Annotated in this window: 10 protein-coding genes; 6 read left to right on the top strand and 4 right to left on the bottom strand. The window is 68.2% G+C overall.

Annotated features, from left to right (window positions below):
* Positions 1 to 23 precede the first annotated feature (23 nt).
* From ACEN9H_RS21200 to ACEN9H_RS21175, 6 genes are all read left to right on the top strand, one after another.
* A complete protein-coding gene (locus ACEN9H_RS21200) occupies positions 24 to 350 on the top strand; it encodes a YbaB/EbfC family nucleoid-associated protein (protein WP_413671969.1) in 327 nt (108 codons plus the stop codon).
* Positions 350 to 640 carry a YciI family protein gene (locus ACEN9H_RS21195; protein ID WP_160408450.1) on the top strand — a complete coding sequence of 97 codons (291 nt, stop codon included), beginning with the start codon at positions 350 to 352 and terminating at the stop codon, positions 638 to 640. Before ACEN9H_RS21200 ends, ACEN9H_RS21195 begins: the two co-directional genes overlap by 1 nt.
* A gap of 43 nt (positions 641 to 683) precedes the next feature.
* A complete protein-coding gene (gene recR / locus ACEN9H_RS21190) occupies positions 684 to 1,274 on the top strand; it encodes a recombination mediator RecR (protein WP_413671968.1) in 591 nt (196 codons plus the stop codon).
* A 184-nt stretch (positions 1,275 to 1,458) separates the two neighbouring features.
* Positions 1,459 to 2,622 (top strand): glycosyltransferase family 4 protein, encoded by a 1,164-nt coding sequence (locus tag ACEN9H_RS21185; protein WP_413671967.1) that lies wholly within the window; start codon positions 1,459 to 1,461, stop codon positions 2,620 to 2,622.
* Positions 2,609 to 3,820, top strand: a complete 1,212-nt coding sequence (locus ACEN9H_RS21180) for a DUF2334 domain-containing protein (RefSeq protein ID WP_413671966.1) — start codon at positions 2,609 to 2,611, stop codon at positions 3,818 to 3,820. The genes ACEN9H_RS21185 and ACEN9H_RS21180 overlap by 14 nt, the downstream gene beginning before the upstream one ends.
* Before the next feature lie 353 nt (positions 3,821 to 4,173).
* Positions 4,174 to 6,576, top strand: a complete 2,403-nt coding sequence (locus ACEN9H_RS21175; protein WP_413671965.1) for a penicillin acylase family protein — start codon at positions 4,174 to 4,176, stop codon at positions 6,574 to 6,576.
* A 687-nt stretch (positions 6,577 to 7,263) separates the two neighbouring features.
* Here the strand turns inward: ACEN9H_RS21175 and ACEN9H_RS21170 are convergent.
* From ACEN9H_RS21170 to ACEN9H_RS21155, 4 genes are all read right to left on the bottom strand, one after another.
* Positions 7,264 to 9,402: a putative bifunctional diguanylate cyclase/phosphodiesterase gene (locus ACEN9H_RS21170; protein WP_413671964.1), complete on the bottom strand. Its 2,139-nt coding sequence runs from the start codon at positions 9,400 to 9,402 to the stop codon at positions 7,264 to 7,266.
* Position 9,403: 1 nt separating this feature from the next.
* Positions 9,404 to 12,241 carry a response regulator gene (locus ACEN9H_RS21165; protein ID WP_413671963.1) on the bottom strand — a complete coding sequence of 946 codons (2,838 nt, stop codon included), beginning with the start codon at positions 12,239 to 12,241 and terminating at the stop codon, positions 9,404 to 9,406.
* 220 nt (positions 12,242 to 12,461) lie between these two features.
* The gene (locus ACEN9H_RS21160) at positions 12,462 to 12,659 is read right to left on the bottom strand and encodes a YbdD/YjiX family protein (protein ID WP_056127383.1); all 198 of its coding nucleotides are present in this window, start codon (positions 12,657 to 12,659) and stop codon (positions 12,462 to 12,464) included.
* Entirely contained in the window at positions 12,659 to 14,734 is a 2,076-nt protein-coding gene (locus ACEN9H_RS21155) for a carbon starvation CstA family protein (RefSeq protein ID WP_413671962.1), read from the bottom strand. The genes ACEN9H_RS21160 and ACEN9H_RS21155 overlap by 1 nt, the downstream gene beginning before the upstream one ends.
* Positions 14,735 to 14,745 lie beyond the last annotated feature (11 nt).

The raw sequence follows: 14,745 nt of genomic DNA, 5'->3' as shown, positions 1-14,745 counted from the left end.
CCGACTTTTTTGGAGAACACATCATGATGAAAAACCAGCTCGCAGGCCTGATGAAGCAGGCGCAAGCCATGCAGGACAACATGAAGAAGGCGCAGGACCAGCTGGCCCAGATCGAAGTCGAAGGGCAGTCGGGCGCCGGCCTCGTGAAGGTCGTCATGACGTGCAAGAACGACGTCAAGCGCGTGTCGATCGACCCGTCGCTGCTGGGCGATGACCGCGACATGCTGGAAGACCTGGTGGCCGCCGCGTTCAACGATGCCGTGCGCAAGGTCGAAACCACCGCCCAGGAAAAGATGAGCGGCCTGACCGCCGGCCTGCCGCTGCCGCCGGGCTTCAAGATGCCGTTCTGATGTTTATCGTCACGTTGAACTATACGGCGCCGCTCGAGCGCATCGACGCCTACCTGCCGGCGCACCGCGCCTGGCTGCAGGAGCACACTGCGCGCGGACTGCTCCTGATGGCGGGCCGCAAGGAGCCGCGCGACGGCGGCATCCTCGTCGCCCATGCGGCCGACCGCGCCGCGCTCGACGCCGCGCTGCGCGACGATCCGTTCGCGCAGGCGGGCCTCGCGACCTATGCGGTCACCGAGTTCGTTCCCACCATGACCGCCGAGGCGCTGTCCGCCTGGCGCGCACAGTAAGCACCGGCGGAGGCCCGGCGTCCCCGGGGTCCAGGAGTCAATTATGTCCAAATCGCTCGACTTCCTCACCGAGGCACTGCGCCGCCTGCCGGGCGTCGGGCCGAAGTCGGCGCAGCGCATGGCCTTCCACCTGCTGCAGCACGACCGCGAAGGCGCCGCGATGCTGTCGCGCGCGCTGTACCAGGCCGTCGACGCGGTGCATCACTGCGCGATGTGCAATACGTTTTCGGAGACCGAGGTCTGCGACCTGTGCACCGACGAGCAGCGCGACCGGACACTCCTGTGCATCGTCGAGACGCCGGCCGACCAGATGATGATCGAGCAGACCCTCACGTACAAGGGCCTGTACTTCGTGCTGATGGGCCGGCTGTCGCCGCTGGACGGCATCGGTCCCAAGGACCTGCACCTGGAAAAACTGATCAGTCGCGCGGCCGATGGCGACGTGAAGGAAGTCGTACTCGCCACCAATTTCACGAACGAGGGCGAAGCGACCGCCCATTACATCAGCGAAATGCTGAAGGCGCGCGGACTCAAGGTCAGCCGCCTCGCGCGCGGCGTTCCCGTCGGGGGCGAGCTCGAGTACGTGGACGCGGGCACCATCGCGCGCGCCATGCTCGACAGGCGCAGTGCATAATGGGCCTCCCCACAACGGGGAGCCCTTGCACCGTCACGCAACAGTGACGGCATCGTAGCGGCGCCCGACGGCGCCTGCGCGGCCAGGTCGGCTCCCGGCAGCAGGCGGTGTTCGCTTGACAGTGCGCAAACCCGGCGCACCGTCTACGCTGCTATCGTGGGGATACTTTGACCGGACCCCAAGCATGCATCTCGTCGACATCACGATGTTCTACGCGGCCGAAGGAGGCGGCGTCAGCACCTATCTGAATGCCAAGGCCCACTGGCTGGCACGGCGCAGCCGCGTCCGGCACACCATCATGAGCTCCAATGTGGAGACATGCGACGACACGGTGCCCGCGCTCGTCAAGATACCGTCCGCCGGCCTGCCGGGTTTCCACGGCTTCCGCATGCCGTTGTCCGTCGAAGGCCCGGCCCGTCTGCTGGAATCGGTCCGCCCCGACGTCGTCGAGGCGGGCGATGCCGGCCACTGCGCCTGGGCCGCGCTGCGCATGCGCCGGCGCTACGGCATCCCGGCCGTCGCGTTCTACCACTCCGACCTGCCGCGCCTCGTGCAGCCGCGCTTCGGCCAATGGATCGCGCGCGGCACCTGCCGCTACCTCGCCAACCTGTACCGGCAGTTCGACCTCGTGCTCGCACCCAGCCGCGTCATGGTGCAGCAGCTGGACGCGATCGGCGTGTACGGCGCGGTCCACCAGCCGCTCGGTATCGACAGCAGCGTGTTCCGCCCGCAACGCCGCGACGAGACCCTGCGCGAACACCTGGGCCTCGCGCCGGACGCGCGCCTGCTCGTCTACGCGGGCCGCTTCACGCCGGAAAAAAAGCTGCACGTCCTGATCGAAGCCGTGCGCAAGCTGGGCGATCCGTATCACCTGATCCTCGTGGGCGGCGGCGGCATGCTGCCGTATTGCGACCGCGTTACGCACATCCCGTTCCGGCGCGACCAGCGCCAGCTGGCCCGCCTGCTGGCCAGCTGCGACGTGCTCGTGCACCCGGGCGATTGCGAAACGTTCGGCCTGATCGTGCTGGAAGCGATGGCGTGCGGCCTGCCCGTCGTCGCCACGAACAAGGGCGGCGTGGCCGAGCTGGTCGACACGGAGACGGGCATCCTGGCCGAGCCGAACCACGTCGACAGCCTGGCCGGCGCGATCGAGGCCATCTACCAGCGCGACCTCGTCCGCATGGGGCTGGCCGCACGCCGCAGGGCCGTCGAACGCTACGACTGGAACGAGATCCTGCCGCAGGTGATCGGCCGCTACGAAGGCCTGCTGCACGGGTATCCGCACGCGGCCGCCGACTTCGCCATCGACCTGATCCATGAACGGGAGCGCATCCGTGTCACAGACTGACTGGTCCCCTGACGAGCACATGCTGTGCGTCTCGATCCACGACGTGGCGCCGGCCACGTGGAGCGATTGCCTGCGTCTCGTGGAAGCCGTGCGCGCCGTGGCGGACATCCCGCTGACGTGGCTCGTCGTCCCGCATTATCACTTCCGCCCCGAGCAGTCCCTCGCGATGGAAGCCTGCCTGAACGTGGCGCTGGAGCGCGGCGACGAGCTGGCGCTGCACGGCTACAGCCATCTCGACACGGAGGCGGGCACTGGCGGCCTGCGCGCGCGTTTCCTGCGCAACGTGTACACGCGGCGCGAGGGAGAATTCGCGGCGCTGACGGAAGCGGAAGCGCGGCGGCGCCTGGAGCTGGGCCTCGACTGGTTCGCGGCGCGCGGCTGGACGCCCAGCGGCTTCGTGCCCCCGGCCTGGCTGCTGGGCGCAGGCGCCTGGCGGGCGCTGCGTGATGCGCCGTTCGCGTACACGACCACGTTCAGCCATTTTCATTGCCTGCCGGGGTCGGGCGAGCGACGCCCGGTCGCGCGGCCGCAGCGTCAGCTGAAGTCGAATGGTGCCGGCGAGGGCGCTGGCGCTCGGCCGGGGTATCGGGGTGACGCCAGCGCGAGCATCCAGGGCGGCAGCGGGGCGGTCCAGACCGGCACGGGCAACCAGTCTGCCCGAGGCCCCGGCAACAGGCAGTTCGACGCGCGCAATTGGACGGGTGCGACCGCCGCGGACCGGCGTCACGATGTGACCGGCCGCGCTGATCCGGCGGTGCCGCAAGATCTGCTGGAAGACAAACCGAACCCGGACATCGCGCGCGCGAGGTCTACACCATTCACGCAAAACAACCGGCACGGCACGCACGCCATCCTGTCGCCGTCGCTCGTGTACGCGGCACGCAACCGCGGCGGGCGCATCCTGTCGCCGCGCGTCGCGGACGCCACGGCGGCCATGCTGGCGCGCTCGCCGCTGGTGCGCTTCAGCCTGCATCCGCCGGATGCGCGCTATCCGGAACTGGTCCGTCACATCCAGCGGACGCTGGAACGCCTGCTGGAAGGTCGTGAAGCGGTGACGAAAGCCGAGTTCGCGCGCCGGGTTGCCCAACGCGTTACCAATACGGATCCCACCAGCCGCCCCGCCAGTAACCCGGACCCCAGCCATAGTAGCCCGCAGGCGGTCCATAGTGCTGCAGATCGTACTTTGCCCCCAGGCTGAGCACGCAACTGCGCCACGCATCCGTCTGGGCCGCATAACCCAGCCGGACGCAGGCCGGGCCATAGACCGCCATCATCCGCTCGACGTCGGCTTGCGCCTGGGCCGCGCGCTCCTGCGGTGTCGTGCACGCGGCCAGCGTGAGCACCAACCCGATACCCAGCACCCGAATCATGGCGCTTCCTCCAACCAACACGCGCGTCTTGCGCGCCTTTCCAAAGCTTAGAAGACAGTGCGAGCCTGCGAGAGAGCCTGCTCAATCGCGCACGGGGAACCATCGCGGGTAAGGGTTGTCGCGTACTCGCCCGCACGTGCAATTTCTGGCAAGATGCCCCTTTTCCAAAGGGATGAGCGGCATGCGACAACGTGGGTGGGGCAAATGGGGGCGGGGGGTTGCGGTCGGGGTCGTGGTGCTGCCGGTGCTCGTCGCGGGCGGCGCCTGGATGGCCTTGCGCGCGAGCCTGCCCGAGCTCGACGGCCAGCATCGTTCGCCGCTGCTGTCGGCGCCTGTCACCGTGGAGCGCGACGCGAACGGCGTGCCGACCATCAGCGGGGCGAACCGGCTCGACGTCGCGTACGCCACCGGGTTCGTGCACGGCCAGGAGCGCTTCTTCCAGATGGACCTGCTGCGCCGCAGTGCCGCCGGCGAACTGGCCGAGCTGTTCGGCGCCAAGGCGCTGCCGCTGGACCGCGCGCACCGGCTGCACCGCTTCCGCGCCCGCGCCGAACAGGCCGTGCAGCGCATGACGCCGGCCGAGCGCGCTTTCCTCGACCGCTACGCCGCCGGCGTCAACGACGGCCTGAACGGCCTGCGTGCGCGCCCGTTCGAATACCTGCTCAGTCGCGCGACCCCGCGTCCGTGGACACCTGCCGATTCGCTGCTGGCCGTGTGGGCCATGTACTTCGATTTGCAGGGCAACCAGGAACCGCGCGAACTGGCGCGGGGCTGGCTCGCCGCGCACCTCGATCCGGCCCAGCTGGCCTTCCTGCTGCCGGAGGCGACCCGCTGGGATACGCCGATGGATGCGGACGCCGTCGCGCTGGCGCCGGCCCCGATTCCGGCCACGGCGCCGGCCTGGTGGGGCCGCAAGGAGGGCGTTCCTGCGCGCCAGGTGGCGGGGATCGCATTCACGGACGCCGTGGGCAGCAACAACTACGTCATCGCCGGGACGCGCACGGCGAGCGGCGCCGCCATCGTCTCCGACGACATGCACCTGGGCCTGCAGCTGCCGAACACGTGGTACCGCCTCGCGCTGCGCTTCCCGGACGCGCAGGGGCAGCCGCGCCGCGTCGTCGGCGTGAGCCTGCCGGGGACGCCCCCGGCCGTCATCGTCGGCAGCAATGGCCATGTCGCCTGGGCCTTTACCAACAGCTATGCAGACACGCTCGATCTCGTGCGCCTCGGCCTTGATGCTGCCCATCCCGGCCAGGTACGCACGACGAACGGCTGGGAGACGCCCGTCGCGCACACGGAAACGCTGCTCGTGAAGGGCGAACCGGCGCAGGCGATGACCGTGCTCGAGACGAGCCTCGGTCCGGTGCGCACCGTCGACGGCGTCCAGTACGCGGTGCACTGGGTCGCGCACGATCCCGGCGCGCTGAACCTGAACCACCTGAAGCTGGAAGCGTCGACGAACCTCGACGAGGCGCTCGCCGCGGCCGCCGGCGACGGCATCCCGGCGCAGAACGTCGTCCTCGGCGACGACCGCGGCGGCATCGCATGGACCATCGGCGGCGCGCTGCCGCAGCGCGCGCAGGGCGGCCCCAGGGTGTCGTTCCCGCTCGCGGCCGACGGTGCCGTGCCCACGTGGAGCGGACTGCTCGCGCCGGCGCAGCATCCGCGCGTCGTCAATCCGCCCGGCGGCCAGCTGGTGACGGCGAACAGCCGCCAGCTCGCGGGCGGGGACGCCGGCATCATCGGCGACGGCGGCTTCGACCTGGGCGCGCGCGTGCACCAGTTGAGCGGCAACGTGCGCCGACTGGGCGACAGGACGGACGTGCCGGCTGCGTTCCAGGCGTCGCTCGACGACCGCGCACCGTTCATCGCCGGCTGGCGCGAGCGCGCCCTGGCCGCGCTGGACGCCCGCGCACTGGACCAGCATCCGGAGCGCGCCGAGTTCCGCCGCCTGCTGGAATCGAGCTGGGACGGCCGCGCGAGCACGACGTCCGTCGGCTACCGTTTGGCGCGCCAGTTCATGTGGTCGCTGCACGAGCTGCTGTTCGGCGGCGTCGATGCGGAGCTGGCGAAACTTGATCCGAAAGCCAGCATCGTGGTCGCGACGTCGCGCTGGCCGGACGTCGTGGCGCGCCTGCTGGACGAGCGCCCGGCCGCGTGGCTGCCGGCCGGTTACGCGAGCTGGCAAGACCTGCAGCTGGTGGCCATCGACCGCGCCATCGCCCAGATCAAGGAAGACGGCACGCCGCTCGCGCAGGCGACGTGGGGCCGGCGCAACACGGCGACGATCGCGCACCCGTTCACGATCGCGGTGCCGGCGCTGCGCCGCTGGCTCAGCGTCCCGCCGGACCAGCTGCCGGGCGATGCCAACATGCCGCGCGTGGCGGGGCCGAAGTTCGGACAGTCGGAACGCCTGACGGTGGCGCCGGGGCGCGAGGAAGAAGGGCTGTTCGACATGCCCGGCGGGCAGAGCGGGCATCCGCTGTCGCCGTACTTCCTGAAAGGACACGAGGATTGGGTGCGCGGGAAGCCGACGCCGTTGCTGCCGGGGGCGGTGGTGCACACGTTGAAATTCACGAACTAAGCCAACGTCGTTTCCGCGCAGGCGAGAACCCAAGTTTGGCGTATCGACGGCGTTAAATTGGGCCCCCGCCTTCGCGGGGGCGACGTTGTTTTACTGTGCGGTTACCGTGCCGCCACCGGCACCCACAACGTCTGGATTGGGGGCGGCGGTGCACACGCTGAAATTCACGAAGCAGTAACCCGTCGTTCCCGCGCAGGCGGGAACCCAAGTTTGGCGTATCGACGGCGTTAAATTGGGCCCCCGCCTTCGCGGGGCGACGTTGTTTTACTGTGCGGTTACCGTGCCGCGACCGGCACCCACAACGTCTGGATTGGGTGCGCGGGAAGCCGACCCCGTTGCTGCCGGGGGCGGCGGTGCACACGCTGACATTCACGAAGCAGTAACCCGTCGTTCCCGCGCAGGCGGGAACCCAAGTTTGGCGTATCGACGGCGCTACATTGGGCCCCCGCCTTCGCGGGGGCGACGTTGTATTACTGTGCGGTTACCGTGCCGCGACCGGCACCCACAACGTCTGGATTGGGTGCGCGGGAAGCCGACCCCGTTGCTGCCGGGGGCGGCGGTGCACACGCTGAAATTCACGAAGCAGTAACCCGTCGTTCCCGCGAAGGCGGGAACCCAAGTCTGGCGTATCGACGGCGCTAAATTGGGCCCCCGCCTTCGCGGGGGCGACGTTGTTTTACTGTGCGGTTACCGTGCCGCGACCGGCACCCACAACTTCTGCAGCATGCCGGTCACCGCCTCCGGCGGCGCCGGCCGCCCGAGGTAGAAGCCCTGCACGAGATCGCAGCCGTATTCCTCCAGCAGTACGAGCTGCTCGCCCGTCTCGACGCCTTCCGCCACGACGATCATCTTGAGACCGTGCGCCATCGCGATGATGGCGCGCGTGATCGCGGCGTTCTCGGAATCCTGCGGCAGGCCGCTGATGAAGCTGCGGTCGATCTTCAGCGCGCGCACGTCGAAGCGCTTCAGGTAGTTCATCGATGAATAGCCGGTGCCGAAGTCGTCGATCGACAGATACACGCCGATGCCGCGCAGTTGCTCCAAGGTGGCGAGCGTGGCCTTCGCATCGTCCATCAGCGTGCCTTCCGTCAGCTCGAGTTCGAGCAGGCGCGGGTCGAGGCCCGTGTCGTGCAGCGCGGAGAGGACGATCTGCGACAGGTTCTCGTCCTTGAACTGCTTGGCCGACAGGTTCACGGCGATGCGTACGGGCCGGCGCCCCAGTTTCTGCCAGTGACGCGCCTGGTTGCACGCGGTGCGCAGCACCCATTCGCCGATCGGAACGATCAGGCCCGTCTCTTCGGCCAGCGGGATGAATTCGTTGGGCGAGACGACGCCCCGTTCCGCATGGCGCCAGCGCACGAGGGCTTCCACGCCGACGATCTCGTTCGAGCGTACGTCGAGCTGCGGTTGATAGAGCAGGTACAACTCGTCGTTCTGCAGCGCGCGGCGCAGGCCGACTTCCAGCCTCACGTGGCTCATGATCTGCATCGTCAGCGACGACGAGTACAGCTTGGCGTTGTTCTTGCCGCAGTTCTTCGCGTGGTACATCGCGGTGTCCGCGTACTTCAGCAGCGACGTGCAGTCGTCGCCGTCTTCCGGGAACAGCGAAATGCCGATACTGGCCGTCACGAAGATCTCGTTGCCTTCGATGACGAACGGGCGGCGCATGGCATCCTTCACGCGGTGCGCCACGTTGAGGGCGTGCTCGACCCGTTCGAGGTCGGGGATCAGGATCGTGAATTCGTCGCCGCCCAGGCGCGCGAGGTTCGTGCCCGCGCTGTTGGGCGTGTCCGCGCGCGGGACCAGGTCGCCGCGCGACATCAGGTCGTTCGGACGGATGGTCTCGCGCAGGCGGTCCGACACCTGCTTCAGCAACTGGTCGCCCACGTTGTGCCCCAGTGTGTCGTTGATGCGCTTGAACGCGTCCAGGTCCATGAACAGCACGGCGAATTTCTTGTTGCCGATCTTGGAGCGCTGCAGCTCGCGCTCCAGCATTTCCAGGAAAGCCTGGCGGTTCGGGATGCCCGTCAGGCTGTCGCAATACGCGAGGCGCCGGATCTGTTCTTCCGCGCGCTTTCGCTCGCTGATGTCGCGCACGAGGCCCAGCACTTCATTCGGACCGGTGGCGACGAGGCGCGCCTCGAAGTGCTGGGCCTCGCCGAAGCGGATCAATTCGTATTCGACCGAGCGTACCTGCTGCACGTGCAGGGCCATGCCCACCTGCTCGAACAGGCGCTCGGCGATGTCGCGCGGCAGGACGTCGGTCACGTGGCTGCCGACGATCTGTTCGTCCGCGCCGGCGTCGCGCACGCCGCGTCCGGGCCCGTCGCGGCCCGGCTCGTAATCGAGATAGAAGCCGTCGCGCGACATGCGGAAGAAGGTGTCGGGAATGGCGGCCAGCACCGCGCGGTTCTGGGCGTCGGCGATGCGCAGACGGACGATCGCATCGCTTGCGCGCAGCACGTACAGCACGCGGTGGCCGAGGATGGGCCAGTTGATCGGCTTCGAGACGAAGTCGGTGGCGCCGGCCTCGTAGGCATTGGTGACGGCTTCCAGGTCGTCGCCGCCGGTCACCATCACGATCGGGACCATCGCGCCGTTCGGCAGGTCGCGGATCGCGCGGCACGCGGCGAAGCCGTCCATCCTCGGCATCTCGACGTCGAGCAGGATCAGGTCGGGCGCGTGCGCGTGCGCGAGGGCCACGGCTTCCTGGCCGTCCGCGGCCTCGATGCCTTCCAGTCCGACGCCTTCCAGCATCTCGAGCATCAGGAGGCGCATCACCGGATCGTCGTCCGCGACCAGGACGGTAGCAGTTTGGGCTGGCATGTCAGGTTTCCTTTTCGAGGATGGCGGTGAGCGAATGCCGGACGGCCTGGAACTCCTGTTCCATGTCGGTCAGGATCGCGTCCGCGCCTTCGGTGGTGTCGGCGCGGCCCAGGTGCTCCAGTTCCTTGCACAGGGCGGCGAGGGCTTCGGCGCCGACGTTGGCGCTGGCCGATTTCAGCGTGTGCGCGATGCGGCGCACGTTGCCCGTGTCGAGGCCGTCGATGGCGGAGCGCAGCGTGCGCAGCTGCTGCGGCGTGTCGTCGACGTAGGCGGCGATCACCTTCTGCACGAGTGCGTCGCCGCGGTCGCGCGACAGGGCGCGGATCTTGTCCAGCGCCACGCGGTTGATGACGTCGCGCTGGATCACTTCGACGGAGGCGGGCGGCAGCCGCGGCGGCTCGTCGTCGTGGTGCACGGTGGCCGCGAGCGGCAGCGCCATCCAGCGCCCGATCACGGCCGCGATTTCCTGCTGGCTGAACGGCTTCGACAGATAATCGTCCATGCCGGCGGCGAGGCAGGCTTCGCGGTCGCCCTGCAGCGCGTTCGCCGTGATCGCGATGATCGGCAGCACGCGCCCGCGGCCCGCTTCGCGTTCCTCGCGCCGGATCGCGGCCGTCGCGGCGAAGCCGTCCATCACGGGCATCTGGCAATCCATCAGCACGGCGTCGTAGGAATTCGTGCGTACGGCCTGCAATGCATCCTCGCCGTTGCGCGCGCAATCCACTTGCAGGTCGAGGCTTTCCAGCATCGCCCGGGCCACCTCGATGTTGACGGGATTGTCCTCGGCCAGCAGCACGCGCCGCGTGCGCGGGCGGTTGGCGTCCAGATGCAGCGGACGCGGCGGCATGAATCGCGGCGCCGGCGCCACCTGGCCGCGCGGCGGGGTTGCCAGGCACGCGAACAGATCGGCTGCGCGCGCGGGTTTGATGAGCTGGTAGGCGACGCCGGCCTCGCGCCGCTGCACCGGATCGGCGGCCAGCCGTTCGGGGCTGAGCAGCACGAGCCGCGTGGCGCGCGTGGCCGCATCAAGCTTGATCTGCGCGGCCAGCAGCAGGCCGCTCGTGTGCGAGAGCTCCATGTCGAGGATCGCGGCGTCGTACGGCCGGCCCGCGCGCGCCGCCTCGTCCAGCCGCTCCAGCGCTTCGTCCGCGCTCTCCGCCGCGTCGCATTCGACGCGCCACGTGGCCAGGTGGCGTTCGAGGCCGATGCGGCTCGTCTCGCTCTCGTCGACGAGAAGCACGCGCAGGCCGTCGATCGTGTGCTGGTGGTCGCCCGGCGCATCCGGATCGACGCGGCGCTTGTCGAAGGCGACCGTGAACCAGAACACGGAACCCTGCGTCAATGCGTTCTCGACGCCGATCGAACCGCCCATCAATTCGACGAGCTGCTTGGAGATCGCCAGGCCCAGGCCCGTGCCGCCGTACTTGCGCGTGGTGGAATCGTCGGCCTGCGAGAACGCCTCGAAGATGCGGCTGCGGGCGTCCCGCGAGATGCCGATGCCCGTGTCGTGCACTTCGAAGCGCAGCATCACGGCCTGGTTGTCCTCGCTCGCGATGCGCACCTTGGCGAGGATGCGGCCCTGGTCCGTGAACTTGACCGCGTTGCCGAGCAGGTTGGCCATGATCTGGCGCAGCCGGTTCGGGTCGCCGCAGATGGCGACGGGGATGTCGTTGGCGATGTCGAAATGGAGCGGGATGTTCTTCGCCTCGGCCTGCGGCGTGTAGACGGTATGGATGTCGTCCAGCAGGTCCCACAGGTTGAAATTGATGTACTCGACGGTGAGCTTGCCCGCCTCGATCTTGGAAAAATCGAGGATGTCGTTGATGATCACCAGCAGGTGCTCGCCCGACTGCTTCACCAGCCGCGTGTAGTTGCGTTGCGTTTCGGTGAGCTCCGTCCCCAGCAGCATTTCCGTCATCCCCAGCACGCCGTTCATCGGGGTGCGGATCTCGTGGCTCATCGTGGCGAGGAAGGCGCTTTTCGCGCGGCTCGCCGCCTCGGCCGCGTTCTTCGCCTTTTCCAGCTGCTCGGTGCGCACGCCGACCTGGCGTTCCAGTTCGTCGCGGTGGTGCGTGAGCGCGGCGCCGCGACCTTCGATCTGCGCGAGCATGTTGTTGAAGCTGTCGATCAGCACGCCCAGCTCGTCGTTGCGGTTGTGGGCGATGCGCAGCGTGTAGTTCTGGCTGGCGGAGACTTTTTGCGCCGCGTTGATCAACTTGCCGATCGGGTCGCTGATGCTGCGCCGCAGCCGCCGTACGAGCACGAACGCCGTCAGCAGCGCGGCGGCGAGCGCGACGGCCATCACGCCCAGTGCGCGCGCGATGTCCAGCCACAGGGGTACGAGGTCGCTTTCGATCATGACGGCACCCACGGGCGGCAGCGCGCGGCCGTCGGCGTCAAGCGGCGCGCCGAGCACGCGGTAGACGCGCAGCACGGGCAGCCAGGGACGGCTGCCGGCATCGGCGGCCGCGGCGACGGTGTCGGGATCGAGCCCGCCGAGCGCCTCGACCTTGTCCGCGGCATCCTGGCCGGTTGCATGCCAGGCGGCGAACGGTTGCCCCTTGCGGTCGTACAGGACGGCCGAGGCGAGACCGCGGCGCGCTTCCAGCGCGGCCAGCAACTGCGTGGCGAGGCGGCGGTCGTTGAACTGCACGGCATCGAGACCGCCCTGCGCGAGCACGGCGGCCAGCGCCTCCAGTTCCTGCCGTTCCTCGCGGCGCTCGCCGGTCACCGTCGCCAGGGCAAAGGCGACGTACACGACCAGCAGCGCGCTGGCGGCGGCCTGCAGGCACATCGACGTCAGTTTTCGGTTGAGGCTTGAGCGCTCGAGAGTCTGCATGGGTTGGGCGGATCCGGCGGTCGGCGCTGCGAACGAACCTGTCGCACAGGTTCACCATGCAAGAAAGCAAATTCTTGCAGGAACTGACTATAGGTGAGGGATATGGGGCGCCGTTTGTGCTGGCGCAAAGCGGGGGAAGCGGAGAAGGGGAGGGCCGATAAAACATCGCCCCCGGCGAAGCGGGGGCGACGATATATTGCGTTACGGTAAAAGTGCTAACTCAGCAACAACCCCCGCGCTTGCCGTTACCGTACCGTGCCTGCTGGCGCTCGCGGAAAAACTCCTCGTAGCTCATGACCGGCTGATCCGGATGGGTCTTCTCCATGTGCGCCACATAGGTGTCGTATTCCGGCAGGCCGACCATCAGGCGCATGCTTTGCCCGAGGTAGCGGCCTGCCTGTGCCAGCGCGCCGAGCATCACTGCACCTCGGCCATCGAGGCGGCCGGCGCCGCGACGTACGGCGTCTCCTTGGCGCTCGGTTTGGCGTTCTTGCGCGCCGCCAGCGCCGTGCGGATGCCGTACAGCAGCACCGCGATCACGACGACCATGAAGAAGCCGCACAGCGTGGCATCGACGTAGTCGTTGAAGATGATGCGGCTCATCTGGTCGAGCGACTTGGCCGGCGCCAGCACCTGGCCCTGGTCGAGCGCAGTCTTGAATTTATTGGCGTGCGCGAGGAAGCCGACCTTGACGTTCGGGTCGAAGATCTTCAGCCAGCCGGCCGACAGCGTGCAGATCAGCAGCCAGATGGTCGGCACGATCGAGACCCACGCGTACTGGCCGCGCTTCATCTTGAACAGCACGACGGTGCCCAAGGTGAGGGCGATACCGGCCAGCATCTGGTTGGCGATGCCGAACAGCGGCCACAGCGTGTTGATGCCGCCCAGCGGATCGACGACGCCCTGGTACAGGAAATAGCCCCAGGCGGCGACGCACAGGCCGGTGGCGATCAGGTTCGCCGGCAGCGACTCCGTGCGCTTGAACGACGGGACGAAGGCGCCCAGCAGGTCCTGCAGCATGAAGCGGCCGGCGCGCGTGCCCGCGTCGACGGCGGTCAGGATGAACAGCGCTTCGAAGAGGATCGCGAAGTGGTACCAGAACGCCATCATGACCTTGCCGCCGATGACGTTCGACAGGATGTGGGCCATGCCGACGGCCAGCGTCGGGGCGCCGCCGGCGCGCGAGATGATGGTGTGCTCGCCGACGTCCTTCGCGATCTGCGTCAGCTGGTCGGGCGTGATCACGAAGCCCCAGTTCGAGACCGCGGCGGCGGCCGTCTGGGCGGTGGTGCCGATTACGGCGGCGGGGCTGTTCATCGCGAAGTAGACGCCCGGGTCGATGGTCGACGCGGCGACGAGAGCCATGATGGCGACGAACGATTCCATCAGCATGCCGCCGTAGCCGATGAAGCGGGCGTGCTGCTCGTTCTCGATCATCTTCGGCGTGGTGCCGGAGGAGATCAGCGCGTGGAAGCCGGACACGGCGCCGCACGCGATGGTGATGAACAGGAACGGGAACAGCGAGCCGGACCAGGCCGGACCGGTGCCGTCGATGAAGCGGGTGATCGACGGCATCTGCATCATCGGGGCGACGAACACGATGCCCAGCGCGAGGCCGACGATGGTGCCGATCTTGAGGAAGGTCGACAGGTAGTCGCGCGGCGCCAGCAGCAGCCACACGGGGATCACGGAGGCGACGAAACCGTAGCCGATCAGCATCCAGGTCAGCTGGGTGCCGTTGAACGTGAAGATCGGGCCCCAGGTAGCGGAATCGTGCACGTACTGGCCGCCGACGATGGCGCCGATCAGCAGCACGAAGCCGATCAGCGATACCTCGCCGATGCGGCCCACGCGGATGTAGCGTGAATAGATGCCCATGAACAGCGCGATCGGGATCGTCGCCATCACGGTGAACGAACCCCAGGGCGAACCGGCCAGGGCCTTCACGACGATCAGCGCCAGCACGGCCAGGATGATCACCATGATCATGAAGGTGCCGAACAGGGCGATCACGCCGGGGATCTCGCCCATTTCCGACTTGATCAGGTCGCCGAGCGAGCGGCCGTCGCGGCGCATCGAGATGAACAGCACCATGAAGTCCTGCACGGCGCCCGCGAACACGACGCCGGCCAGGATCCACAGCATGCCGGGCAAATAGCCCATCTGCGCGGCGAGCACGGGGCCGACGAGCGGACCGGCGCCGGCGATCGCGGCGAAGTGGTGGCCGAACAGCACGTAGCGGTTCGTCGGCACGAAGTCGAGGCCGTCGTTGTACTTGTACGCAGGGGTTTGCCGGCGCGGGTCGAGGCCCATCACCTTGTCGGCGATGAACCGGCTGTAGAAGCGGTACGCGATCAGGTAGACGCAGACGGCGGCCATGACGACCCAGACCGCGTTGATGGATTCGCCGCGCTTGAGGGCGACGTAGGCGAGCGAGACGGCGCCCACGAGCGAAAGCGCAGCCCATCCGAGCTGGCTTGTTAGACGTTTCATTATTGACTCCT

The sequence above is a fragment of the Massilia cellulosiltytica genome (assembly GCF_047325105.1).
Lineage (GTDB): Bacteria > Pseudomonadota > Gammaproteobacteria > Burkholderiales > Burkholderiaceae_D > Telluria > Telluria orientalis.
The sequence above is the reverse complement of the archived record's forward strand: the minus strand, read 5'-3'. Positions and strand labels throughout refer to the sequence as shown.

What these genes read in the sequence shown, in the direction of transcription:
- ACEN9H_RS21200 (WP_413671969.1), top strand. Translation starts at nt 24, where the DNA reads ATGATGAAAAACCAGCTCGCAGGCCTGATGAAGCAGGCGCAAGCCATG.
- ACEN9H_RS21195 (WP_160408450.1), top strand. Translation starts at nt 350, where the DNA reads ATGTTTATCGTCACGTTGAACTATACGGCGCCGCTCGAGCGCATCGAC.
- recR (WP_413671968.1), top strand. Translation starts at nt 684, where the DNA reads ATGTCCAAATCGCTCGACTTCCTCACCGAGGCACTGCGCCGCCTGCCG.
- ACEN9H_RS21185 (WP_413671967.1), top strand. Translation starts at nt 1,459, where the DNA reads ATGCATCTCGTCGACATCACGATGTTCTACGCGGCCGAAGGAGGCGGC.
- ACEN9H_RS21175 (WP_413671965.1), top strand. Translation starts at nt 4,174, where the DNA reads ATGCGACAACGTGGGTGGGGCAAATGGGGGCGGGGGGTTGCGGTCGGG.
- ACEN9H_RS21170 (WP_413671964.1), bottom strand. Translation starts at nt 9,402, where the DNA reads ATGCCAGCCCAAACTGCTACCGTCCTGGTCGCGGACGACGATCCGGTG.
- ACEN9H_RS21165 (WP_413671963.1), bottom strand. Translation starts at nt 12,241, where the DNA reads ATGCAGACTCTCGAGCGCTCAAGCCTCAACCGAAAACTGACGTCGATG.
- ACEN9H_RS21160 (WP_056127383.1), bottom strand. Translation starts at nt 12,659, where the DNA reads ATGCTCGGCGCGCTGGCACAGGCAGGCCGCTACCTCGGGCAAAGCATG.
- ACEN9H_RS21155 (WP_413671962.1), bottom strand. Translation starts at nt 14,734, where the DNA reads ATGAAACGTCTAACAAGCCAGCTCGGATGGGCTGCGCTTTCGCTCGTG.